23 protein-coding genes and 1 tRNA gene are annotated in these 22384 nt (G+C 59.0%); 20 read left to right on the plus strand and 4 right to left on the minus strand.

What is annotated here, in order from left to right:
• Positions 1 to 418 precede the first annotated feature (418 nt).
• The 5 genes from QZ177_RS00870 to QZ177_RS00890 all read left to right on the plus strand — a co-directional run bounded on the left by QZ177_RS00870 (position 419) and on the right by QZ177_RS00890 (position 3915).
• The gene (locus tag QZ177_RS00870) at positions 419 to 2383 is read left to right on the plus strand and encodes a methyl-accepting chemotaxis protein (protein ID WP_294175154.1); all 1965 of its coding nucleotides are present in this window, start codon (positions 419 to 421) and stop codon (positions 2381 to 2383) included.
• A gap of 73 nt (positions 2384 to 2456) precedes the next feature.
• Positions 2457 to 3026, plus strand: a complete 570-nt coding sequence (locus QZ177_RS00875; RefSeq protein ID WP_294175155.1) for a hypothetical protein — start codon at positions 2457 to 2459, stop codon at positions 3024 to 3026.
• Positions 3013 to 3180, plus strand: coding sequence for a hypothetical protein (locus QZ177_RS00880; protein WP_009645496.1), 168 nt, complete (start codon positions 3013 to 3015; stop codon positions 3178 to 3180). The genes QZ177_RS00875 and QZ177_RS00880 overlap by 14 nt, the downstream gene beginning before the upstream one ends.
• Before the next feature lie 230 nt (positions 3181 to 3410).
• Positions 3411 to 3611: an RNA-binding protein gene (locus QZ177_RS00885; RefSeq protein ID WP_294175156.1), complete on the plus strand. Its 201-nt coding sequence runs from the start codon at positions 3411 to 3413 to the stop codon at positions 3609 to 3611.
• 1 nt (position 3612) lies between these two features.
• Positions 3613 to 3915 (plus strand): HMA2 domain-containing protein, encoded by a 303-nt coding sequence (locus QZ177_RS00890; protein ID WP_009645460.1) that lies wholly within the window; start codon positions 3613 to 3615, stop codon positions 3913 to 3915.
• Positions 3916 to 4202: 287 nt separating this feature from the next.
• Here the strand turns inward: QZ177_RS00890 and QZ177_RS00895 are convergent, their stop codons facing one another.
• Positions 4203 to 4679 (minus strand): hypothetical protein, encoded by a 477-nt coding sequence (locus QZ177_RS00895; protein WP_294175158.1) that lies wholly within the window; start codon positions 4677 to 4679, stop codon positions 4203 to 4205.
• Positions 4680 to 4864: 185 nt separating this feature from the next.
• On the opposite strand from QZ177_RS00895, the gene QZ177_RS00900 reads away from it, so the two are divergent.
• The 9 genes from QZ177_RS00900 to QZ177_RS00940 are packed head-to-tail and all read left to right on the plus strand — an operon-like array spanning position 4865 to position 14117.
• Complete coding sequence (locus tag QZ177_RS00900; RefSeq protein WP_294175159.1) at positions 4865 to 5800, plus strand: ROK family protein; 936 nt, start codon at positions 4865 to 4867, stop codon at positions 5798 to 5800.
• Positions 5797 to 7002: an N-acetylglucosamine-6-phosphate deacetylase gene (gene nagA, locus QZ177_RS00905; RefSeq protein WP_294175161.1), complete on the plus strand. Its 1206-nt coding sequence runs from the start codon at positions 5797 to 5799 to the stop codon at positions 7000 to 7002. Before QZ177_RS00900 ends, nagA begins: the two co-directional genes overlap by 4 nt.
• Before the next feature lie 39 nt (positions 7003 to 7041).
• Complete coding sequence (locus QZ177_RS00910) at positions 7042 to 7848, plus strand: Cof-type HAD-IIB family hydrolase (protein WP_294175162.1); 807 nt, start codon at positions 7042 to 7044, stop codon at positions 7846 to 7848.
• A 22-nt stretch (positions 7849 to 7870) separates the two neighbouring features.
• The gene (locus tag QZ177_RS00915) at positions 7871 to 8668 is read left to right on the plus strand and encodes a Cof-type HAD-IIB family hydrolase (protein ID WP_009645549.1); all 798 of its coding nucleotides are present in this window, start codon (positions 7871 to 7873) and stop codon (positions 8666 to 8668) included.
• A 48-nt stretch (positions 8669 to 8716) separates the two neighbouring features.
• A complete protein-coding gene (gene rapZ / locus QZ177_RS00920; RefSeq protein ID WP_009645542.1) occupies positions 8717 to 9622 on the plus strand; it encodes an RNase adapter RapZ in 906 nt (301 codons plus the stop codon).
• 48 nt (positions 9623 to 9670) lie between these two features.
• Complete coding sequence (locus QZ177_RS00925; RefSeq protein WP_265071033.1) at positions 9671 to 10972, plus strand: gluconeogenesis factor YvcK family protein; 1302 nt, start codon at positions 9671 to 9673, stop codon at positions 10970 to 10972.
• 12 nt (positions 10973 to 10984) lie between these two features.
• Positions 10985 to 11926, plus strand: coding sequence for a DNA-binding protein WhiA (gene whiA, locus QZ177_RS00930; protein WP_294175163.1), 942 nt, complete (start codon positions 10985 to 10987; stop codon positions 11924 to 11926).
• A 1-nt stretch (position 11927) separates the two neighbouring features.
• Complete coding sequence (locus QZ177_RS00935; protein ID WP_294175164.1) at positions 11928 to 12737, plus strand: polysaccharide deacetylase family protein; 810 nt, start codon at positions 11928 to 11930, stop codon at positions 12735 to 12737.
• 57 nt (positions 12738 to 12794) lie between these two features.
• Positions 12795 to 14117: a copper amine oxidase gene (locus QZ177_RS00940; RefSeq protein ID WP_294175165.1), complete on the plus strand. Its 1323-nt coding sequence runs from the start codon at positions 12795 to 12797 to the stop codon at positions 14115 to 14117.
• Between the two features lie 72 nt (positions 14118 to 14189).
• On the opposite strand, the gene QZ177_RS00945 is transcribed toward QZ177_RS00940, so the two are convergent.
• Positions 14190 to 14687, minus strand: a complete 498-nt coding sequence (locus tag QZ177_RS00945; protein WP_294175167.1) for a pyridoxamine 5'-phosphate oxidase family protein — start codon at positions 14685 to 14687, stop codon at positions 14190 to 14192.
• Between the two features lie 603 nt (positions 14688 to 15290).
• On the opposite strand from QZ177_RS00945, the gene QZ177_RS00950 reads away from it, so the two are divergent.
• Positions 15291 to 15366, plus strand: a tRNA-Thr gene (locus QZ177_RS00950).
• 125 nt (positions 15367 to 15491) lie between these two features.
• On the plus strand, positions 15492 to 16436 hold the full coding sequence (locus QZ177_RS00955; protein WP_265071038.1) for a nitronate monooxygenase: 945 nt from the start codon (positions 15492 to 15494) through the stop codon (positions 16434 to 16436).
• A 125-nt stretch (positions 16437 to 16561) separates the two neighbouring features.
• On the opposite strand, the gene QZ177_RS00960 is transcribed toward QZ177_RS00955, so the two are convergent.
• A complete protein-coding gene (locus QZ177_RS00960; protein WP_294175168.1) occupies positions 16562 to 16966 on the minus strand; it encodes a type II toxin-antitoxin system HicB family antitoxin in 405 nt (134 codons plus the stop codon).
• Positions 16967 to 17002: 36 nt separating this feature from the next.
• Positions 17003 to 17191 carry a type II toxin-antitoxin system HicA family toxin gene (locus QZ177_RS00965; protein ID WP_009645541.1) on the minus strand — a complete coding sequence of 63 codons (189 nt, stop codon included), beginning with the start codon at positions 17189 to 17191 and terminating at the stop codon, positions 17003 to 17005.
• A 289-nt stretch (positions 17192 to 17480) separates the two neighbouring features.
• Here QZ177_RS00965 and QZ177_RS00970 point away from each other — a divergent pair, with 289 nt between their 5' ends.
• The 4 genes from QZ177_RS00970 to QZ177_RS00985 all read left to right on the plus strand — a co-directional run bounded on the left by QZ177_RS00970 (position 17481) and on the right by QZ177_RS00985 (position 22273).
• On the plus strand, positions 17481 to 17930 hold the full coding sequence (locus QZ177_RS00970; RefSeq protein WP_009645558.1) for a CtsR family transcriptional regulator: 450 nt from the start codon (positions 17481 to 17483) through the stop codon (positions 17928 to 17930).
• 12 nt (positions 17931 to 17942) lie between these two features.
• Entirely contained in the window at positions 17943 to 18575 is a 633-nt protein-coding gene (locus QZ177_RS00975; RefSeq protein WP_294175172.1) for a UvrB/UvrC motif-containing protein, read from the plus strand.
• Positions 18575 to 19642: an ATP--guanido phosphotransferase gene (locus tag QZ177_RS00980; RefSeq protein ID WP_294175173.1), complete on the plus strand. Its 1068-nt coding sequence runs from the start codon at positions 18575 to 18577 to the stop codon at positions 19640 to 19642. Before QZ177_RS00975 ends, QZ177_RS00980 begins: the two co-directional genes overlap by 1 nt.
• 114 nt (positions 19643 to 19756) lie before the next feature.
• On the plus strand, positions 19757 to 22273 hold the full coding sequence (locus QZ177_RS00985; protein ID WP_294175174.1) for an ATP-dependent Clp protease ATP-binding subunit: 2517 nt from the start codon (positions 19757 to 19759) through the stop codon (positions 22271 to 22273).
• Positions 22274 to 22384: the final 111 nt, after the last annotated feature.

Raw genomic sequence — 22384 nt, forward strand, 5'->3', positions numbered from 1 at the left:
ATGCACAAAACAAGAATAAGGGAAAAAGAGGGGAAGGACGCATCCTTGCGAGCCTTCTCCTCTTTTTGCTTCGGTAAAAGTAGGTATGAATACCTAAAATCTTCACAGAATCAAGGGAAAAGATTTTTCGTGGCAGACATTCCAAAGGCAGAGAATATAAGAGGAATGCATATCATGTGCATAAGTCATTATAGGCTCATCGTACCCCACCCCCCCCCATAAGTCGCAAAATAAATGACTTTTCTATTAGCAGTGAGCAGGAAAAAGTCGCATGGATGGCGAATGAAAAAACATAGCGGGGAAATCTCTTTGTAGTATGCGCCTTCGCGTTGTTTGTCCGCTGCTGTCGGAGCAATAGAGGAAGGGTGTGCTCATGGGGTGTATATGTGCTCATAGAAGCTAGGCTGGGAGGTTCATTATGAAACTGAAAGGAAAAATGCTCACGGGGATCGGCGTGCCGCTTCTCATCGTATTCGTCGTCATGGGATTCGTCATCAATACGATGGCGACGGATGCTTTGTCGACATCCAAACAGAGGAGCATGAGCGAGCTTGGCTCGCGCTATGCGAATGCCATCATCACGATCGTTGAGTCGTCGCGCGTCGCCGTCAATACGACTGTCATGAATTGGACACAGAGTATGCCCGAAGGCGCCGCGATGCAGGATTCCGTGCGCGAGATCGCCAAGCTCGACGGCGTTGACAGCGCCGTCTTCGGGAATGCGGACGGCTCCTATGTGGCGTCAAGTTCGCTTGGCGCGGGCTACGACCCGAGGACGCGCGCCTGGTACAAGGAGGCGGCGGCGCAGCCGGGAAAACTCATCATCTCGAAGCCGTTCAAATCGGTCAAGGGCGATCCGGTCATCAGTCTGAGCCGCGCGATCGTGCAGAACGGCGCAGTGCGCGGCGTCCTCTGCGTCGGCATATCGCTTGAACCGGTGGGAAATCTGCTCAAGGACGTCAAGGTCGGCGAGACCGGCTCGATCGTCGTCCTCGGCCCCGATACCGAGTACATCTATCATCCGAAGTATTCGGTCGAGGATAAGTTCAATGAGATTGACGGCGGTGCTTACAAGGACTTTGCCGCCAGATTGACGACGGGAAAGCCCGAACAGATCGAAACGGAATATCAGGGCGTGCAGAAGTTCTATTCCGCCGTGCCTGTGGGGGAGACGGGCTGGACGCTCCTCGTGGCTCTGCCGGTATCCGAGGCGAACGCGGCGGCTGCGCACATGAGCTGGGCGCTGCTCGCGATCTGCGCCATAGCGCTCGCGCTTTTGCTGGGCATCACTTATGTCCTTTTGACGTCGGTGACAACGCCGATCGGCGCTCTTTCGGGGCTGATGGAAAAGATTGCGGACGGCGATCTCACGGCACATCTGACGAAGAGCGACCGCAGCGACGAGATTGGCACGCTGCAGAACAGCTGCCGCGATATGCTCGAAGGCCTGCAGACGACGGTCAAGTCGACGAAGGCAGCCGCCGAGCAGGTGGCCGCGTCGAGCGAGGAACTGACGGCGAGCGCTGCACAGACGGCGACGGCGGCGCAGTCCGCCGCCGAAGCCGTCTGCATCATCGCCGAAGAGAGCGCAAACCAGAGCGGGATTGTCAATGCCGCGACGCAGAAGGTCACGGGCGTCAACCAGCAGATGAAGACGATCTCGGAGGCGGTCAGCACGGCGAAGCACGCCGTGAACCTGACGGGCGAAGCGACGCAGGAAGGCGACGAGAAGCTCGACCTTGCCATCGAGGGCGTCGAGGGTCTTGCCAAGAGCGCGGCGACGGCGAGCGCGGCGGTCGAAAAGCTTTACGACGGTTCGAAGAACATCGCGGAGATCAACGAGGTCATCACCTCGATCGCAGGGCAGACGAAGCTCCTCGCCCTCAATGCCGCCATTGAGGCGGAGCGCGCAGGCGAGCAGGGCAAGGGATTCGCCGTCGTCGCCGAAGAGGTTCGAAAGCTTGCCGAAGAGTCCGAAGCGGCGGCGAAGGAAATCAGCGGCGTCATACAGAAGAACTCCGAGGAGATCGAGCATGTCTTTGAACTCACGAAGAATCAGCAGGGCGAGGTGCGTGAGAACGTCGGGCAGGTCAAGGAAGCGGGAGAGAAATTCCATCGCATCATGGATCTCGTGGCGGAGCTGGAAACGAGCATAGAGAGTATCGTCGAGATCAGCGAGAAGGTGCAGGCCGACTGCAGCGAGACGACGGCTTCCGTGCAGAAGATCAACGACGTCTCGCATACGGTGCAGCAGAAAGCGACGGACGTCTCCGCCGTATCGGAAGAGCAGGCGGCATCGAACGAGGAAATCGCCGCCGCCAGCCATACGCTCGCCGACCTCGCCGAACGTCTGCAGGCGGGCGTGGAAAAGTTCCGCCTGTGATGAGGGCTTGCTCCAAATTCTCTTGAAGCCCTGCATGTAAAATGTTAGAATGACTGTAAGAGGTGGAAGCGGTTTGGAGCAGGCAAAAAAGCGCGACAGAAAAATCATGATCACGGATGTGGCGCTGAACAAGGTTCCGCTTGTGCAAGTTCCGGAGTTTACGCAAGTTGAATGTGAGACTGTTGCTGCTGAGCATAGAACGTTGCTGCGTGTGGCAAAGGAAAAGAACCACAGCAACGAAGTGTTGTCGGTAGTTTCGTTCAAGCAAGTGCGCCGAGCCATGGTGTTGGGGGATGAGTTTTCGGTCGATCTCAGAAAGTCACCGGAGGCATATGGAATCTTTGCTTCGGCAGAGCCGCAGGAGATTCTGCTTTTGCATAATCATCCCAGCACAAACAATTTTTCTTTGCCGGATATCGTGACCTTGCTTCGTTATGCACAGGTCAAGATGATGTCTGTGGTGACGAATCAAGGAGATGTTCATATATTGTGCAAGACGGTCTCTTTTGAATATGACACGGCAAAAGAGATATTCAATGCTGTATATTGCCGCTATCAAGGCGGTGAAATCGGACATCATGCAACGGTCAGGCGATTTTTAAAAGAGTGCAGCAAAGGAGGGCTTGCTTATGTTGAAGGTTGAACTTCCGCAAATCAAGGATCAAGCAACACGCGAAGAGCTTGACGAGATGGTGAAACAGATGATGCAGGAAAAGCAGCCGCTTGATTTGAAGCAGGCAATGACTGTAGAAACCGCACCGAAAGAGGCTGTTCCTATCCTGTACCGCGAAGCATGAAAGATCAGCCGCAGGCAGATGAAATTTCCTTCGTACGATGAGGATGAAAATCGCTCAAAGCCTTGAAAATAAAGGCTTTGCGGCACTTGACAGGGACGGATTCTGCGCTTATAATAAGCGGAAATGCGAGGATATGGACGCGGTCTGCTCACGGGGCGGATCGCCTCCTGCGAGGAGGCGTTTGCCGCTTCGTTCCTCAAGGAAATCAAAGGATATATGGAGGTAACATCATGGGTGATCTTGGATTTGGCAAGCCGATTTTCTGGGTGGGTCTCGCTGCGGGCATCGTGGCGGGTGCGCTCGGCTATCGCTGCGTGCAGAAGCGCTGCGCGGCGAAGAAGGCGGCGGCCGCACAGCCGCAGGCGTCGCTCGAAGAGCTTCTGCAGCAGAAGGCGGATATCGAGGCTCTGATCGAGGCGCAGCAGGCGTAAGATGGGCATTCTCTCGGCGTTGGGCATACCAACGAACAAGTTCGAGCTCTTCCTGCGTTCCGTCGAGGTTTCGTCCTATATCCCCGGGCGCATACGGCTGCACAGCAAGATGCTCGTCGGCAGCCCCAAGGTGGAGAAGGAACTTCTGGCGTACCTTCGCTCGTATTCGGAGCTGAGCGAGGTGGAGACGAGCACGGCGACAGGCTCGATCCTCATCAAGTACACGCCGCAGCTTCTCCATACGAACGAGGAGCTGACGCGTGCGGAAGCGTACATCAAGGAGCACGCGAAGAATCGCAAATGAGCGGAAAAAATCCGCCTGCCCCGCTGTATCGGACAGCGAGACGGGCGGATTTTTTTAGGAAGCGCTGATAAAATGAGGTTGCCCAGATTTGCACAGATACGCTGTTCCTGTCTAGGAGACAAACCGCAGGCGTAGCAGTGGCTACGTCGAGGATTTGTCGACGACGAGAGGACAGTGTAGATGTGTGAAGATGGGTAGCTGAATTTATCAGTGATTCCTTAGAAAACGCTGATAAAATGAGGTTGCCCAAATTTGACAGGCGGGCGGCGGCCTTTATTCACGGTTTTTCAATAGAGCTGCGCCTTCCAGTAGGCAAGGTCAGGCTCGTTCAAGGGCAGGTCGACGCTGTAGCCGTTGTCGTAGCGGATCTTGACGCGAACCTCGTCGGCCTTTCTGAGGAGCGGCAGCAGCTGGGGGGAGACGTTGAGGAAGAATTTGTTCGTGTTCTTCAGCGAGGTCTCGGGGCTGTATTCCCTGAGGTCGTAGCTTGGCGGCTCCTGCTTGACGATGGCGTCGATGTCCCAGGCGTCGCCGTCGGCGCTTATGGTCACGAGCGGCTTTGGCTTCGCGCTGCTGTAGCGGTAGTCCCACATCGTGAGCGTCGCGCCTTCGACGCGGCCGCTTTCGTCGTAGGAGCCTTGGAAGTCGATCTTGCAGTAGGCGGAGAGACTCTTTGCCGTGCGGTGGTCGGCGGTGTAGGTGTAGCCGAAGCCGAAGGCGCCGCAGAGGATGAGGAGGAGGCCGAAGTAGAGGAAGATTTTCATAGGGGTTCTCCGTTCCGCCCGCGCCGCTTCTGCACGTCTTTTAAAGAGATCTGTTCGCGATGCGGGCATGTTTTCTTCCTCTTATTATACTTTATGCGCCGCGCCTTGTCACTACCATTGCGCCCGTGCGCCTCCTGTGCTATAGTGGTAGGAACGATGTTCAATATTTTCGAGGATGGGAGTCCATGGAAGAAAATTTCATTTGCTTGGATATTGGCGGCACTTCGATCAAGTATGCGCTTGCCGCGGGAGGCAGGCTGCGCGAGAAAGGTTCTGTGCCGACGGAAGGACGGACGGCGGGGGCGCAGGGCGTAGCCGAGAAGGTACTCGCCATCGTCGATGCTTTTCGGGGAAGAGGCGTCTCGGGCGTCGCGATCTCGACGCTCGGCATCGTCGATCCGGTCGCGGGCAAGGTCATCTATGCAGGTTCTAGCATCAAGGACTACACGGGATTTGCCCTCAAGGCTCTTGTCGAGGAGTCGACGGGGATTCCCTGCACGGTTGAGAACGATGTGAACTGCGCGGGGCTTGGCGAGTATTGGCTCGGTGCAGGCCGCGGCGTGCGTTCGCTTGTCTGTTTGACGGTCGGCACGGACGTCGGGGCTTCCATCCTTTTCAACGGCAGGCTCTGGCGCGGCGCGAACTACAGCGCGGGCGAAGCCGGCAGCATGAGGCTCGCGGGCGGCAGGCTCGGCGACCTCGCTTCCGTGCGCCGCATGGTGCAGCGCGCGGCGAAGGCGCACGGCATCGCCGAGGAGCTTGATGGTGAGACGGTGTTCGCGTGGGCGCGCGCGGGTGACGCCGATGCGGTGAACGCCATCGCAGGGCTCGTCGCGCCGCTCGCCGAGGGGATCGCGAATATCTGCTATATGCTCAATCCCGAGCGCATCGTTCTCGGTGGAGCGGTGATGGCGGAGAGGCAGTATCTGGCGCCGCGCATTCTTGCGGACTTGGAAGAGGCAGTGCCGCGTCCTTTCCGCTCCGCGACGCAGCTCGCTTTCGCTGAGCTGGGCAACGATGCAGGACTCATGGGAGCGCTCTATCACTTCCTTCAGCGCCGCAGGGACGCGCAGGAGAGAGCACAGAATCGAGAAACGGGGGAGGCGGGAAAGGTCAGATGAAGGCGATCATCAATGGACGGCTCTTGCTGCCGAACATGGAGGGAGATTTCCGCGTCATGGAAGATATGGCGCTTCTCTACGACGAGCGCATCGAGCGGATCATCGACATGGATGAGGTGGAGGCGGAAGCGGGCATCGACGAGGTGCACGATGCGCATGGGCTGTTCGTCTCGCCGGGCTTCATCAACGTGCATGTGCATGGCGCGTGCGGCTGGGATGTGATGGACGTGGCGGCGGAAGAGGCGCTGCCAGCCATTGGCCGCTACCTCGCACGCACGGGCGTCGCCTCGTGGCTCGCGACGACGATGACAGCGGGAGAGGACGCGGTGCACGCTGCCTTCGAGCGCGTGCGCAGTGCCATGCGCATGACGCCCGAGGGCGCGCGCATCCTCGGCGTGCATATGGAAGGCCCTTTCATCAGCAAGGCGTATAAGGGCGCGCAGGCGGAGGAGGCGATCGTACGCGCCGACTACGATTGGATCGAGTCCTTCGAGGATGTCGTGCGCATCGTGACCTTAGCTCCCGAAGAGCTGGACGGCAAGTATACGTTCATCGATCGCTGCCGCGATGCGGGCATCCTCGTTTCGATCGGCCATTCGAGTGCGGACTACAGGACGGCGCTCGAAGTCATAGAGAAGCACGGCGTCACGCACATCACGCACTGCTTCAATGCCATGAGCGGTCTTCATCAGCGTCATCCTGGTATCGTCGGCGCGGCACTCGATACCAAGGTCAACTGCGAACTCATCGCTGACAATATCCATGTCGATCCTGCGGCGCAGCGCATCCTCTACCACGCGAAGGAGGGCAGGAACATCATTCTCGTGACAGATTCGATGCGTGCGGCCGGCATGGGCAGCGGCGTCTTCGAGCTGGGCGGGCAGGAGGTCACGGTCAGGGGAACGCGTGCAGAGTTGGCGGACGGTACGCTCGCGGGCAGCGTGCTTGCGATGAACGAGGCGGTTCGGAACTTCGCGCGGACGACGCGCGCGCCCATCGAGCGCGTCGTCGAGATGGTCACGCGCACGCCTGCTGAGGAACTTGGCATCTATGAGGAGACGGGTTCTTTGGAGGAGGAGAAGCGAGCCGATCTCACGCTCTTTGATGATGATCTCAACATCGCCGCGACGATCGTTGGCGGGCGTCTCTCCTACATCGCCGCGCCTGACGCCTTGGACGGCGAGTGGAGGAACAGAGAGTAGAGGGAAGGCTTCAAGAAGGCAAGGGAAGGGGTCTGGCGGATGGCAATACGCATGATTGTGACGGATATGGACGGCACGTTGATCGATGCGAAGAATGGCATCTCCGATGCGAATCGGACGGCGCTCAAGGAGGCGGCGGCAAAGGGCGTCCATGTGGCGATCGCCACGGGACGCATGCACCTCTCAGCTCTGCCCTACGCGAAGGAGATCGGCGTCACGGCGCCGATCGTTTCGTGCAACGGTGCTCTCGTCAAGACGACGGCGGGCAAGGAGCTTTTCGCTTCGCCCATCGCACCTGACGTGGTGCGAGAAATCCTCGACTGCATGAAAGTGCGCGGTTGGTACGTGCAGCTCTATACGGATGAGGGGCTTTTCTTTTGCGAGCGTGACCGTCGCGCCTGCGCCTACGAGAAGAGCGCGGGCATCGAAGGAAAGGTCGTCGGCTGGGATGGCCTCTATGCACTGGGGACGCGCGTCTTCAAGCTGCTGTCGATCAGTGATCGCGCCGAGGAGACGGCGGCGCGTGCGGCGGAAATCTCGCGCATGTTCGAAGGCAAGGTTCGAGCCGTGCGCTCGAAGGAGAAGTACGTCGACATCATGGCTGTGGGCGTGTCGAAGGCGGCGAGCATCGAGCGCCTTGCTGCAAGTCTCGGCATCTCCCTGCAGGAGGTGCTGGCGCTCGGCGACTCGGACAACGACTGCGAGATGCTCGCTGCCGCGGGCATCGGCGTCGCCATGGCGACGGGCACGCCTGCAGCGCAGGAGGCGGCGGACTTTCTCGCAGAAAACGGAGCGGCGGACGGCGTGGCACGGGCTGTGCACGCCTATGTGCTGGAAGGAAAGTGAAAGAAAGCATGAGGGATAGAGGATGGCAATTCGGCTGATCGTGATGGATCTCGACGGCACGCTCTTGACTTCGGAAAAGATGGTGTCGGACTACAGCAAGGATGTCTTGCGGCGGGCGATGGAAAAGGGCGTCGCTGTGACGCTGGCGACGGGGCGCATGCTGCTCTCGGCGAGCTACTTCGGCAGGATCATTGGGGCGAACGCGCCGATCATCTCGTGCAACGGTGCTCTGGTGCAGGCGCTCGATGCGACAGAGCCGCTCTTTTTGCGCGCTTTTTCGCCCGAGACGGTGGCGGAGCTTCTGACGTTTGCGCGGGAGAACGGCTGGTACGCGCAGTGGTACATCGGCGACGACATCTACGCTGAGGATTTCCGACCTGAGTATTTCACGGCCTACCGCACGGTGCAGGGCTTCGCCGTGCACGAGGTCGGCGAGGATTTCTCGCCGTACGTCGAGGGCGTTGCGCAGGTCGTCGTGCGCGACCTCGCGGGCGGCGTCGGCGCTATCGCCGCGTCGATCCGCGAGCGTTTCGCGGGACGCGTCGATCCGCAGCAGTCGAAGGGCTACACACTCGACCTTGTGCCGACGGGCGTATCGAAAGCGACGGGCATCGAGGCGATCCTGCGTGCGACGGGCATCGGGGCCGATGAGGTCATGGCATGTGGCGACTCGGACAATGACCTTTCCATGCTGCGTCTCGCAGGTACGAGTGTCGTCACGGCGAACGGACAGGAGGAAGCGAAGGCGCTCGCGACATACCTTGCGCCGAGCTGCGACGAGGACGGCGTGGCAAGGGCGATCGAGGAGCTTGTTCTCTAGGGGCTGAGTTTTTCAAGGGATTCTTATCAGTTTGCAGGGGTGGACAGCATGACGAAAGAGAAGGAATTCAATTTTATCATCGTGACGGGGCTTTCGGGCAGCGGAAAGACGCAGGCGTGCCGCTTTCTGGAAGACCTCGGCTATTTCGTGGTGGACAATCTGCCGCCGGTGTTCATCCCGAAATTTGCCGAGCTTTGCCGCCATTCGGCCGAGCATGTGAATCGTGTCGTGCTCGTCGTGGATACGCGTGGGCGCGAGTTCTTCGACACCTTCGTACATGTGCTTGAAGAGATGGATCAGGCGGGGACGCCCTACGAGATGCTCTTTATGGATGCCTCCGACGAGGCGATCATCCGTCGCTACAAGGAGACGCGCCGCCGCCATCCGATGGCGGCGAATGCACGCATCTCCGACGGCATTCAGAGGGAACGCCGCCGCTTGGAACCCGTGCGCAACAAGGCGACATACATCATTGACACATCTGTGTTGAGGAAGGTCGATCTCAAGGAAAAGATCTGGCGTCTCTTTGGCAGTGAGGACGGGCACAAGATGAGCATCAATGTCCTGTCCTTCGGCTTCAAGTTTGGCATGCCTTTGGACGCCGACATGGTACTCGATGTGCGCTTCCTGCCGAACCCCTTTTATATCGAGGACCTGCGCAGGAAGAGCGGCGCCGTCCCGGAGGTCGCCGAATACATCGGCAAGTGGCCCGTGACGCAGGAATTCGAGGAAAAGCTCGACGCCATGCTCGATTTCCTTATGCCGCAGTACATCAAGGAAGGCAAGCCGCAGTTCGTCATCGCCATCGGCTGCACGGGCGGCATGCATCGGAGCGTCTACATTGCCTGTCATATCTATCGTTTCTTGACAGCGCGCGGCTTCCAGGTGGAGCTTGAGCATCGCGATCTCATGAAGAACGAGGTCGCCGAACACCCGGAGGAACTGCCCGAATAGATGGGCGTCGTTTCGCACCGTTTTTTTAGGAAAGGGTCGATCGGAAGAATGCACTTATTGAAATGGCTTTATCCGGGCATGCATTTCAAGCGTTGGATGTTCGTGTTCGGTGCGGGCGTCATGATGGTCAGCCTGGGTCTCGCCCTCGTCTTCAACTACAAATATCTCGACATCATCGAGGAAGCCATCTTTCGCGCCGTCTATCTATGGCGCGGAAGTTTCGACTATGTGATCACGACGATCGTCGGCGTCGTCATCGTCGTCCTGGGACTCGCGCTGATGCTCTTTGCAACGCGTTTCGTCATACGCTCCGTCATCAGCGTGCTCCTGCCCGACAAATCGGAAAAGCTCGTCGACATCATCTATGAGAAGCGCCGCCTCGACAAGGGACCGCAGGTCACGGTCATCGGTGGTGGGCATGGACTTTCCGTGCTTCTGCGCGGCATCAAGCAGGCGACGAGCAATGTGACGGCGGTTGTGACGGTCGCCGACGACGGCGGCTCTTCGGGAAGGCTGCGCGAGGAACTCGGTATCATACCGCCGGGCGATCTCAGGAACTGCCTCGTCGCGCTCGCCGATACGGAACCTCTGATGGAAAAGCTCTTCCAGTACCGCTTCCAAAACGGCACGGAACTCAAGGGGCACAGCTTCGGCAACCTCTTCATCGCCGCCATGGCGGAGGTCACGGGCGACATGGAAGAGGCGCTGAAGAAGTCGTCGAAGGTTCTCGCTGTCAAGGGGCGAGTGCTTCCGGCATCGACAGCACACGTGCGGCTCGATGCGGTCATGGAGGACGGCACCCTCGTCGAGGGTGAGTCGCATATCCCCGAGGTGCACAAGCACATCCGGCGCGTGAAGCTTTTCCCCGAGCATGTCGAGCCGGTGGAGTCAGCGCTCGCGGCGATCCGCGAGGCGGACGTCGTGATCTTGGGGCCGGGCAGTCTCTATACGAGCATCATGCCGAATCTCCTCGTCGACGGTGTGGCGGAGGCCTTGAAAAAGAGCCGTGCTCTGAAGATCTACATCTGCAATGTGCTGACGCAGCCGGGCGAGACGGACGGCTACACGGCTTCCATGCACGCGAAGGCGATTCTCGATCATGCGGGCAGGGGCGCGATCGACTACATGCTCGTCAATGCAACGCCGTTGCCACATGGGACGGCGCAGCTTTTGAAGAAGGAGGGCGTCGAACCCGTGGCGATCGATGAGGATGCCGTCAATGCGCTCGGCATCGGTGTCGTCAAGGCCGACCTCGTGAATGACGACGATGTTGCGCATCACGATCCAGAAAAGCTCATGAAGAGCGTGATGAAGATGGCGTACAAACTGCATCCTGGCATCAGCAAGTGAGGAGGGACTCCTATGGCGCAGCCATCGTTTTCAGCTGAGGTGAAGAACGATCTCGCGCGTCCCCTCGGGCGCAAGGCGTGCTGCCGTACGGCTGAACTGGCGGCGCTCCTGCGCATGGGCGCCGTCCTGACGCTCGGGGCGAAGCGTGCCGTCGGACTCGCGTTTACGACGGAGAACGCTGCGGTCGCGCGCAAGGCCTTGATGCTCCTCAAAGGTTCGGCGGGCGTCCATACGGAATTGACGGTCAGCCGCTCGCGCCGTCTGAAGAAGAACAACAGCTACCGCGTGCACGTCCTGCCGTCGCGCGAGGTCGCCGCTCTCATGGAGCGCATGGGTCTCATGCACGGATCGGCGCTCAACATGGGCACGGACAGCGCGCTCCTTAAGAAGGCGTGCTGCCGTCAGGCGTATTTGCGCGGCGCCTTTTTGGGCGGCGGCAGCGTCAGCCGCCCGGAGTCTGGCTATCATCTGGAACTGGTGACGGGGAGCTATTCCTTTGCGGAGCTGCTGCTCTCCCTCCTTCGCACGATGGGGTATCCGGCGGGGCTGACCGACCGCAAGGAGAGCTACGTCGTCTATTTGAAGGAAAGCGACGCCATCATTGATTTTTTCTCTCTGCTCGGTGCGGAGAAGGCGGCTGAGGCATTCGAGGTCACGCGCAACTTGAAGGAAGTCAAGAACCAGGTCAACCGCCTCGTGAACTGCGAGACGGCGAACGTGCAGAAGTCGGTCGATGCCGCCGGCAGACAGATCGCGGCGATTCGTGCACTGGAGGCAGCGGATGCCGTCGCGGGGCTTTCTGCCGGACTCCGAAAGACGGCAGAGGCGCGCATGGAGCATCCGACGGCGACGCTCGCAGAGCTTGCGGGGCTTTTGGGCATAGGAAAATCGGGCGTCAATCATCGGCTGCGCAAGCTCGTCGCGCTGGCGGACGGGCAGGAAGGAGGAATCTGAGATGGCAAAGCGCATGATCTTGTATGCGGCAGGAATCGTTCTGCTCGTCGTCTTTTCGCTCGCCCTCTACGCGCATTTTCATCCGGCGCAGGGCGTGCTCGTTCTAGAGTATCACCATATCGCCGACCACGTGGACGATCCCGAGGGGGCATTGGTGGAGCGCTACTATGTGCCGACGGAGGATTTTGCCGCGCAGCTCGACTATTTGAAGGCCGAGGGCTACGAGACGATCACCATGCTGGATTTTTCCAAGGCGGCGAAGGGGAAAGGAAATCTTCCCGAAAAGCCTGTGATCGTCACCTTCGATGACGGCTACGAGGACAATTACACGCAGGCGCTGCCGCTCCTCGAAGAGCGCGGCATGAAGGGCGAGATCTACGTGGTCACGAATTTCATCGGCAAGAAGGGCTATCTGACGTGGGACGAACTGCGCGACATGCAGCAGCGCGGCATCGAGATCGGCTGCCACACGGCCGACCATCTGCCGCTCGTCGGCATGTCCCGAGCCGAACAGGGGGATCAGGTGCGCTTATCGAAGCTGCTCCTGGAGTGGAACGGCATCAAGACGGTGTTCAGCTTCTCCTACCCGAACGGCAGCTGCAATGAAGAGATCGCCGCTCTTCTGCGCGACAGCAATTATCTGACGGCAGTCACGGGCGATGCGGGGTTCAACACGTTCCAGACTGATCCGATGTTCCTGCAGCGTGTCAACATCCCACGACCGCGCTTCGGCCTTGCGGAGTTTCGCCTGCGCATCCTGAAGGCGGAGCTTTTCAGCATCTTCGGCATCAACCAGCACTTGCAGCACTAGACGTGCGGCGAATGTTTCGTGCTGCTTCGCCAAGCGGAAGTTTTGAGGAATTATCTTATGTGGGTAGAGGAAAAAGGGGTTTTCGACAAGATGAAACGATGGAAGGCAAGGATTGCGGCGTGCTTTTTTGCGACGCTCGCGAGCATGGGCGTGACGAATCCTCCGGCTGGAGCGGAACGTCACGGAATAGACGAGGCTTCCACGACGCGCGTCACGACGGACGAGGCGCGCGCCGTACATGAGCCGCAGGGAACGCGCCTCCTGGGACGAGGAAGGCAGCAGGAAGCGGAGCCGTACAGCGTGCGGCTGAACTTCGGCACAGGTCTGCCGGGTGCGCTGCGCCTCAACGAGGCGCAGCGTGCCATGCGCGAGTGGAACGTCGAGACCGAAGATACGGGTGGCACCTTGCTTTTTTCCGACAGCCCCGAATACGTCACGGAGGACGGCATCCTCTACGAGGACACCGTCACGGGCGATGCGCGCATCCTCTACTATCATCTGAATAATACGAGCGTGCGCAAGAAGGTCGCCGTCGTGCTGCAGAACGAAGGGGATTCCTCCGTCGTCGTTCGCGTCACGCGCGGCGGTGCGAGCCGTCCGAGCAGCGACTACCTGGAGGTGGGCAAGGGTACGCAGCTCGCCTACTTCCAGACGAAGCGCGATGATATGCTCTATGTGCAGCGCGGCACGAAGCGGCTTTTGGAGCCGGAGATGAATCATACGGTGCTTGAGCCGGGGCAGCTCGTCTATGGCGTCTACGATTTTCATGCGGACGGTCCTGTCAAAGTTTCCGTCCTCATGTATCCGGCGACCGCCGATCCGTTGAAATTCATTTCCAGCGCACGCGTTCTGCCGAAGGATGAGCAGCGCCTGCGCGGCACGTTCCAGGGCATGAATCGTGTGATCAGCAGCAAACCGTACAATCCCGACAAGGACGGCGTCGTCTACATCCCGATCGGCGACAATCGGCAGGACGTCTTCCGCACGGGCATCGACGCGACGGACGGCAGCACGGTGACGAACGTCGGCAACTACGGCGTGCTCTACCGCATCCAGATCCCGACGACGGGACGCGAGGCGACGCAGTACTATCTGACGCCGTTGGGCGGCGTCTATGCGGGCGCGATGAGCGTCGACTTCGGTCACGGCTCAAGCCTCTTGGAAACGCCGGGCGGCAGGCTCTTCTTCGGCGACGCCATACCGCCCGACAGCGATGCTGACCGCGCCGCACGCCTCACAGGCAAGGATCGCCTGAAGGTCGCCGCAGAGCTGTCCGACCTCGGCAGCTACCACAGCTCCGTGCAGCCGAGCTTCGAGCTGTCGCCGCCGGGTGCGTCGAATCTGCCCGTGCAGATCATCCTGATGCCGGCGGGGAAGTGAACTGGAATGGGAAAAGCCGTCGGAAACTCTCGGTGAGAGCACTCGACGGCTTTCTCGTTTGACTTGCACGGATTATGCCATATCAAGCTGTTGGCGCGGGCAATAGCCGCGCTTGCGCAGTTCGGAGTTCAGGTATTCGAGTCTTTGCGCTGTGACGACGATGAGGATGAGTCCCATCTTTTTTAGGCTTGCGCCGTTCATGCCCGCAGCGTCCGCGCGTGTGATGAAATCCTCGTCATCTGCTCCGATGACGAGGGCTTCGCCCGTCACCTGCACACTCTTGGCGCTGCCCGGCCCGTGATATTCAGCATGGACTTCCAAGGCGACGTTCTTGTTCTTGGCGAGCGCGCGAAACTTCAAGCCGCCTTCGGAGAAAATGTAGAATCTGCCCTCGCGGTAAGTGTACGTCAGCGGCGTGCAGCGGACGAAATTGCCATCAGCGACGGCAAGCGTGCAGACCTTCTCGCCCTTGAGGAAGGAATCAAGTTCCTTTCGCAGCTCATCCGGCGGTATCTTGACGGCATCCTTGTCCTTTTCAAGCCAAAATTCGGCAGCGGCTTCGTAGTTCATCGAATCTCTCCTTTGCTTGATGATGATGATTTTCACCATTTGTTATTATAATCGTACTATGGCGATGGGGATTCGTCAAGAAGGCTGCTGATGGGCGGAGACGATTTGACAGTGGGCGAGAAGGGTGCTATACTGAAGGCAGTCAAGAGACTATCTGCTCTATGCAGACACAAAGACTCGCAGAAGCGCACTGCGGGTCTTTGTTTTTGCTTTGACAGCGAGCGGAGCATGGTGCTATATTAAAAGCAGTTAGGAATGTGTCTGCTATATACAGACACAAGCGCCCACGGATGCACACTGTGGGCGCTTGTTTTCAGGCTAAAGCGTGTTGCCGCGTTCTATCGCTCTAACCATTTCTGGATGCCGTACCATATAGCGCAGGATACGACGCCAGCAAAGACGGATAGCAAGAGACTATCTACTGTCATATACAGACCCCCTCTCTGTCGCCAGTTTGGGAGCGGCAACGAGGAAAGTATAGCATGTTTGGAGTATTTAAGCCATGGCGGTGTTGCTGAAAAAATATCAAAAAGGGTATTGACAACTTATGCACGAAGCCGTATAATGAATTTCGTCAGTCACGCAGATGTTGTGTCTCGACATGCTGATGTAGCTCAGTTGGTAGAGCAGCTCATTCGTAATGAGCAGGTCGTAGGTTCAAGCCCTATCATCAGCTCCATTTGAACTTGTGCCTCCCTTCGGGGAGGCTTTTTTGTTTGACGCATGTGGGAAATCCACATATAATAACAGAGGGAAACGGAATCTCTTTATCAGAGATTTCTACATTGAATGGAGGAAATGATTATGGCAAAGAGCATCACGGAAGTGTTAGGAATCAAGTACCCGATCATTCAGGGCGCGATGGCCTGGATTGCGGACGCAGAACTTGTCGCGGCGGTATCGAATGCGGGCGGCGCCGGCGTCATTGCGGCGGGCGGACGCTCGACCGAGTGGGTGGAGCAGGAGATTAAGAAAGCGCGTGAATTGACCGACAAGCCTTTTGGCGTCAATGTCATGCTCATGGCGCCGAACAAGGATGAGATTGTCGAGGTCATCTGCCGCGAGAAGCCGGCTTTTGTGACGCTCGGTGCGGGCAATCCTGTGCCCTTCCTGGAAAAGTTCAAGAGTGCAGGGGTCAAGACCGTCCCCGTCGTGCCGAACGTGAAACTCGCGAAGCGCATCGAAGCGGCGGGCGCCGATGCTATCGTTGTCGAGGGCATGGAGGCGGGCGGCCACATCGGCGTCTTGACGACGATGGCGCTGATGACGCAGGTCATCCCCGAAGTCGGGATTCCCGTCGTCATGGCGGGCGGCATCGCCGACGGGCGCGGCATGGCGGCGGCTCTTCTGATGGGTGCGGCGGGCGTGCAGATGGGCACGCGCTTCCTCGTTGCGGAGGAGTGCAATGTGCATCCGAAGATGAAGGAGAAGCTCCTCGAAGCGGTCGATACGGATACGATCGTCACTGGACTCTCGATCGGCGGCGCGGTGCGCGGCATCAAGAACAAGTTCTCGCAGGATTTCGTCGCGCTTGAGTTCTCGGGCAAGGCGACGAAGGAAGAGCTCATCGAGCGCGCGACGGGCACGAACAAGCTCGCCGCCGTCGACGGCGATGTTGAGAACGGTATGATGCAGGCAGGGCAGAGCCTCCTGCCTTTGAAGAAGATCGAGCCGGTCAAGGCGATCATCGAAGGAATCGTCAAGGAGGCGCGCGAAACGCTCGCGAACGCAGGCAAGATCGAGATCTGACGAAAGAGCGGCATTTGGCGCTCGCAATTCGTTCGCATAAGACGTGAAGAAGGGGCAGCCCGGCGAAGTCGTTTCGGCTTCGTTGAGCTGCCCTTGTTTTACTGATAGGGTGGGAAGGCTGTTGTTCATGCTTTTACGCCGAGTTTCTGACGGAGTGCGCCCTGGAGAATTTGTGAAAAGTTGAGATGACGTTCTTTTGCGAGGGCGTCCATCCATGCGGGGATGGTGAGCGTTTTTTTCACAGCGCGACTGTCGATGCGGCGCAGATACTCGGCTTCGTCCCATGTGATGAGCGTTGTGAAGTCTCTGTCTTCCGTCTTGATGTCAGATGGATGGCTGGCAGGAGGAAACGGCATCTTGTCTTCTTTCAAGGTGTAGAGATACAGCCCGAGAGCGTCGGTTGCCATGCGAAGAGCTTCGTCAATGTCGTTTCCTTGCGTGTAGCAGCCGGGCAGATCGGGAAACGAGATTGAGTAGCCGCCGGCTTCCACTTCCGGGTGGAAGACTGCGGTGTATGTTTTTTTTAACATAGGGAATCACCTTCTGATAGATGAGAGTATGGAAATCTACTTCAATCCCGCATCGTGCAGGATGTTGCTCAAGATTCCCGGTTTCATATCTGTGTTGTGCAATGGCAGCACAATCAATTTTTTGATATCCTTGTGCTTGAGGATGTGATGGGAACCATGGATGCGCTCAATATACCAACCGTTTTTCTTCAAGAGTTTGAGCAATTCTTTCGCTGTCGTTTTCATCACCTCCACGGAATTATTATAATACATATTGATACGTAGGACAACTGGACAGTTCTGCTTTGCTGATTTCTCATTGACAAAGGTCAAAAAGACAAATATAATGAAGAAAAATCAAATTGTCAAGGAATCGCTGATAAAATGAGGTTGCCCAGATGTGCGAAGATGGGGGGGCTGAATTTATCAGTGCTTCCTCAAATACCGTCTGTCGCCGTGCATATCCGGTAGCTTCATCTCGGCAGTGCGGGCGGGGCGGCAGTTCTTTCTATCCGTATTGAGGCAGGGTGATACTATGAGCAGCAATATCGCTGATTTGATTGAGGAATATATCCTGCGGCAGTTGGCGGCACAGCAGGATGGCAAGGTGGAGCTTCGACGAACGGAGATCGCCGATAAGATCTCGTGTGCACCGTCGCAGATTTCGTATGTGCTCAACACGCGCTTCACGCAGGAGAAGGGCTTTACAGTCGAGTCACGGCGCGGTCTGGGCGGCTTCATTCGCATCGTGCAGGTGCCGCTGCAGAATCTTGTCTATCAGGACATGCTCAAAAAATTGACGGAGGAGTCGGAACCGGAACTCGTGCAGTCGATGGTGCGCTATCTCGTGCAGCACGGCATGATTTCGACGCGCGAGGCGGCGCTCGTCATGCAGTCGGTGACGACGGCGTATGAGAAGCTCGAGCCGAAGGATCGCTTGAAGTTCATCCGATCCTTGCTTCTGACTTTGGAAAAATTCTCGTGAGGGGGGAAACGGATGCTTTGTGATGACTGCAAGAAGAATGAGGCGCGCGTGCATTTCGTCGTGCTGAAGAACGACGGCACGACGGAGATGCACCTCTGCCGCGATTGCGCGGCGCGTTACAGCAAGACGATGGCGGGCATGAGCGGCGAGGACTACTCGATCAACGATTTTATACGGGGCGTGATCCAGCGCATGCCCGATCCGTCGGCGAACGCAGAAGAGCAAGAGAGCGAGCAGGAGGAGAAGCCGACAGAAGAGGAAGCGTCCTTCACATGCCCGAACTGCGGTATGAGCTATCGCGACTTCGCCCAGCAGGGAAAGATCGGCTGCAGCGTCTGCTACGATACGTTCCGCGAGGAACTGACGCCGCTCCTGCTGCGCATCCACGGCGCGGGGAATCATCGCGGCAAGATACCGAAGCGGGCGGGCGGCACGCTTGCGCTCAAACAGCGCATTGACCTCCTTCGCGCACGGCAGGAACGTGCCGTGGCGAAGGAGGAGTACGAGAAAGCGGCCGAGTATCGCGACGAGATCCGCGCACTCGCCGTGCAGCTTGCCGCGCAGGAAAGGGAAAAGGCGCAGGAAGACGCTTCAGCGCCTTCCTCGGCAGAGGACAGGAAAGAAGTCGAAGGAGGCGAGGCGTGATGGCGAAGCAGGAACTCTTCACAGGCTCTCATCTCGCATGGCTCGCAGCGGACGGCACGGACAGCGACGTTGTCTTGGCGAGCCGCGTCTGCCTCTCGCGAAATCTGCACGAAGTTCCCTTCCCCAACCGCGCGGATCTCGTCCGGCTCGCTGAGACGGAAGGAAGTATTGCCGCCGTGCTCGGCGACGTGGAGGAGGCGCTCGAAGAGCCGTTCGACCGCGTCGAACTCGCGAAGAGCACGGCGCTTGAGCAGAACGTGCTTTGGGAGAAGCATCTCGTCAGCCGCCAGCTGCTCAAGAATCCTGCCCATCGCAGCGCCTATATCAGCAACGACCGCTCCATGAGCATCCTGGTCAACGGGGAGAACCATCTGCGCATCCAGGCGATGGCGGCGGGATTCGACCTCAAGTCGCCGTACGACAGGGCGTCGCGCGTTGACGACGTCTTTGAGGCGAAGCTCGACTTCGCCTTCGACGAGAAGCTCGGCTATCTGACGAGCTGTCCGACGGATCTCGGCACGGGGCTTCGCGCGTCGGTCATGCTCCATCTGCCGGGGCTCGTCTACACGGAGAACATCGGCAACATCCTCAACATATCGCCGCAGATCGGGCTTTCCATGAGCGCTATGTACGGTGAGGGAGCGGAGTCTGCGGGCAATTTGTTCGCCGTCGCGAACAAATTGTCATTGGGGCTGACGGAGCGCGAGCTTTGCGACAATCTGCGCATCTCGGTCGGTGAAATTGTAGAGCAGGAGCGTCGCGCGAGAAAGGCTCTGCTGCTCTACGAAAAAGATCGCATCGAGGACGAGGTCTGGCGCGCCTACGGCGTGCTGCACTACGCGCGCGCCCTGGGCGACGCCGAGACGCTCGCCATCTTGAGCCGCGTGCGCCTCGGCGTCGACCTCGGCTTCATCGAGGGACTGGCGTCGAGCGTCTTCGGTGATATTTTGATTGCGAGCCGGGCAAATTATCTTTGCTCTCTGGCAGGAAATGAGAACATGTCGAAGAATGAAATAGACAGGAAGAGGGCGGAAGTCGTCCGCCGAATTTTGGAAACTGCGGCATGAGCTGCGGGAAACTTTCCGCTGCACTTTACGGCGGATCCATGGGGGCACGGCGAGGGATTCTTTCCGAATCGCTCGATCGATCGGTGCTTCCTTTGACATAAAGGTGGAATTTTTATGACGAACCGCTTTACGGGTCGTGCGCTCAAGGTGCTGGAATTCGCTCAGTACGAAGCGCAGGAGCTGGAGCAGAACTTCATCGGTACGGAGCACATCCTCCTCGGGCTTCTGCACGAGGGGGAGGGCATTGCAGCGCGCGCACTGCGCTCTTTGGGACTCGATTTCGGTCATGTGCGCACGCGCGTCGAAGATATGCTCGGCGGACGCGAGATGGAGGAGCGGCGCGCATCGTATTACACGGATCGCGCCAAGCGCGTGATGGAGCTTGCCGTCGAAGAGGCGCGCTCCTTCGGGCACAATTACATCGGCACGGAGCACATTCTCCTCGGGCTTATCCGCGAGAATGAAGGCGTGGCGGCGCACGTCCTGATCTCGCTCGGCGCCGATCTCGACATCGTGCGTGCGACGGTCATCGACATGCTCGGCGGCACGCACGAGAGCGCCGAGCTTCCCGCGCCCGATCGCCGCCGCCGCGCCGCGCCCGCGCAGGGAGAGGCCGCTGCGGGCACGCCGCTCCTCGACAAGTACGGCAGGGACATCAATCGGATGGCGCGGGAGGGCAAGCTCGACCCCGTCATCGGCAGGGAGAAGGAGATCGAGCGCGTCGTGCAGATTTTGTCGCGGCGCACGAAGAACAATCCGATCCTCATCGGCGAGCCGGGCGTCGGCAAGACGGCAGTCGCGGAAGGGCTTGCCGCACGCATCGCCACGGGCGCTGTGCCGCGCCTTCTGCAGCAAAAGCGCATCGTGTCGCTGCCGATGGCAGGACTCGTGGCGGGCGCGAAGTACCGCGGCGAGTTTGAGGAACGCTTGAAGGGCATCATCGACGAGGTCATGAAGAGCGGCAATGTGATCCTCTTCATCGACGAGATGCACACGCTCATCGGCGCGGGCGCAGCGGAAGGATCGCTCGATGCCGCGAACATCTTGAAGCCGCCCCTTTCGCGCGGCGAGGTGCAGATCATCGGCGCGACGACGCTGAAGGAGTACAAGAAGTATTTCGAGAAGGATTCGGCGCTGGAGCGGCGTTTCCAAAGCATCCTCGTCGAGGAGCCGACGACGGAGGAGGCGGAGAAGATCCTCCACGGACTGCGCCCGAAGTACGAGGCGTTTCACCACGCGAAGATTCGGGACGAGGCCTTGAAGGCGGCGGTGCGCCTGTCGCATCGCTACATTCCCGACCGCTGTCTGCCCGACAAGGCGATCGATCTCATGGACGAGGCGGCGTCGAAGTCGCGCATGAAAACCGTTGTTCTGCCGACGTCCATCAAGCGTTTGGAAGAGCGTCTGAAGAAGCTCGGCGTCGAGAAGGACACGGCGATCAAACTGCAGGACTACGAGCGCGCGGCGGCCCTGCGCGATGAGGAAAGTGCGCTCAAAGAGGATCTTGCCGCTGCCAAGGAACGCTGGCAGGAGCGCGAGATGAAGGAGGTCACGGTCACGGCGGACGACATCGCCGATGCCGTCGGGCTTTGGACGGGCATCCCCGTGAAGGACATCGCCGCGAAGGAGTCGGAGCGCCTGCTTCATCTTGAGCAGATTCTGACAGCGCACGTCGTGGGACAGGAAGAGGCCGTGACGGCGGTCGCCAAGGCGGTGCGCCGCGCACGCGCGGGACTTAAAGACCCGAAGCGCCCCATCGGCTCGTTCCTCTTCCTCGGCTCGACGGGCGTCGGCAAGACGGAACTCGCGCGCGCCTTGGCGGAATCGCTCTTCGGCACGGAGGAAGCCATCGTGCGCTTCGACATGTCCGAATACATGGAAAAGCATACGGTGTCGAAGCTTGTCGGCGCCCCTCCGGGCTATGTGGGCTATGAGGAGGGCGGCCAGCTGACGGAGGCCGTGCGCCGCCACCCGTATTCGATCATCCTGCTCGATGAGGTGGAGAAGGCGCACCCCGACCTCTTCAACGTGCTGCTGCAGGTCTTGGACGACGGGCGCCTGACGGATGCGCAGGGGCGCACGGTCGACTGCAAGAACACGGTCATCATCATGACTTCGAACGCGGGCGCCGACTATCTCAAGCAGTCGACGTCGCTCGGCTTCACCGCGGGGGTGCAGACGCTCGGCGACGCTTACGAAAAGGGAAAATCGCGCGTCTTTGAGGAGGTCAAGCGCGTCTTTCGTCCCGAGTTTTTGAACCGCGTCGACGAGATGCTCGTCTTCCGTCCGCTCGGCAAGGAAGAACTGACGAAGATCGTCGACATCATGCTGCGCGAAGTCGAGGCTCGTCTGTCGGAAAAAGGCATGGCGCTTGAGGTCAGCCCCGCGGCGAAGTCGAAGCTCGTCGAAAACGGCACGGATTTCAAGTACGGGGCACGTCCACTGAAGCGTGCGATCCGGAAGCTCGTCGAGGACGAGATCGCCGAAAGGCTCTTGAAGGGCGATTTTGGACGTGGCGATACGATCTACGTCAAGAAGGTCGGCGACCGGCTTGATTTTGTCAGGAAACAGCCGAAGGACGCGGCGAAGGCGAAGAAGGAGAAGGCGCTTCGTGCGGGCGCAGCGCAATAAGCTTGCGCCGGACGGAGCAGCCTCTGTCTGGAACATGCTCGTCAATGCGGCGTGGGCGCCTATCTGGCTTGTCCGTTCGCTGTTGCGCTTTCTGCGGCGCTCGCTGATGAA

The organism is uncultured Selenomonas sp., assembly GCA_905372355.1.
Lineage (GTDB): Bacteria > Bacillota > Negativicutes > Selenomonadales > Selenomonadaceae > Selenomonas.

Coding starts and splice junctions, on each gene's coding strand:
- QZ177_RS00870 (WP_294175154.1), top strand. CDS start 419: ATGAAACTGAAAGGAAAAATGCTCACGGGGATCGGCGTGCCGCTTCTC.
- QZ177_RS00880 (WP_009645496.1), top strand. CDS start 3,013: ATGTTGAAGGTTGAACTTCCGCAAATCAAGGATCAAGCAACACGCGAA.
- QZ177_RS00885 (WP_294175156.1), top strand. CDS start 3,411: ATGGGTGATCTTGGATTTGGCAAGCCGATTTTCTGGGTGGGTCTCGCT.
- QZ177_RS00890 (WP_009645460.1), top strand. CDS start 3,613: ATGGGCATTCTCTCGGCGTTGGGCATACCAACGAACAAGTTCGAGCTC.
- QZ177_RS00895 (WP_294175158.1), bottom strand. CDS start 4,679: ATGAAAATCTTCCTCTACTTCGGCCTCCTCCTCATCCTCTGCGGCGCC.
- QZ177_RS00900 (WP_294175159.1), top strand. CDS start 4,865: ATGGAAGAAAATTTCATTTGCTTGGATATTGGCGGCACTTCGATCAAG.
- nagA (WP_294175161.1), top strand. CDS start 5,797: ATGAAGGCGATCATCAATGGACGGCTCTTGCTGCCGAACATGGAGGGA.
- QZ177_RS00910 (WP_294175162.1), top strand. CDS start 7,042: ATGGCAATACGCATGATTGTGACGGATATGGACGGCACGTTGATCGAT.
- QZ177_RS00915 (WP_009645549.1), top strand. CDS start 7,871: ATGGCAATTCGGCTGATCGTGATGGATCTCGACGGCACGCTCTTGACT.
- rapZ (WP_009645542.1), top strand. CDS start 8,717: ATGACGAAAGAGAAGGAATTCAATTTTATCATCGTGACGGGGCTTTCG.
- QZ177_RS00925 (WP_265071033.1), top strand. CDS start 9,671: ATGCACTTATTGAAATGGCTTTATCCGGGCATGCATTTCAAGCGTTGG.
- whiA (WP_294175163.1), top strand. CDS start 10,985: ATGGCGCAGCCATCGTTTTCAGCTGAGGTGAAGAACGATCTCGCGCGT.
- QZ177_RS00935 (WP_294175164.1), top strand. CDS start 11,928: ATGGCAAAGCGCATGATCTTGTATGCGGCAGGAATCGTTCTGCTCGTC.
- QZ177_RS00940 (WP_294175165.1), top strand. CDS start 12,795: ATGTGGGTAGAGGAAAAAGGGGTTTTCGACAAGATGAAACGATGGAAG.
- QZ177_RS00945 (WP_294175167.1), bottom strand. CDS start 14,687: ATGAACTACGAAGCCGCTGCCGAATTTTGGCTTGAAAAGGACAAGGAT.
- QZ177_RS00955 (WP_265071038.1), top strand. CDS start 15,492: ATGGCAAAGAGCATCACGGAAGTGTTAGGAATCAAGTACCCGATCATT.
- QZ177_RS00960 (WP_294175168.1), bottom strand. CDS start 16,966: ATGTTAAAAAAAACATACACCGCAGTCTTCCACCCGGAAGTGGAAGCC.
- QZ177_RS00965 (WP_009645541.1), bottom strand. CDS start 17,191: ATGAAAACGACAGCGAAAGAATTGCTCAAACTCTTGAAGAAAAACGGT.
- QZ177_RS00970 (WP_009645558.1), top strand. CDS start 17,481: ATGAGCAGCAATATCGCTGATTTGATTGAGGAATATATCCTGCGGCAG.
- QZ177_RS00975 (WP_294175172.1), top strand. CDS start 17,943: ATGCTTTGTGATGACTGCAAGAAGAATGAGGCGCGCGTGCATTTCGTC.
- QZ177_RS00980 (WP_294175173.1), top strand. CDS start 18,575: ATGGCGAAGCAGGAACTCTTCACAGGCTCTCATCTCGCATGGCTCGCA.
- QZ177_RS00985 (WP_294175174.1), top strand. CDS start 19,757: ATGACGAACCGCTTTACGGGTCGTGCGCTCAAGGTGCTGGAATTCGCT.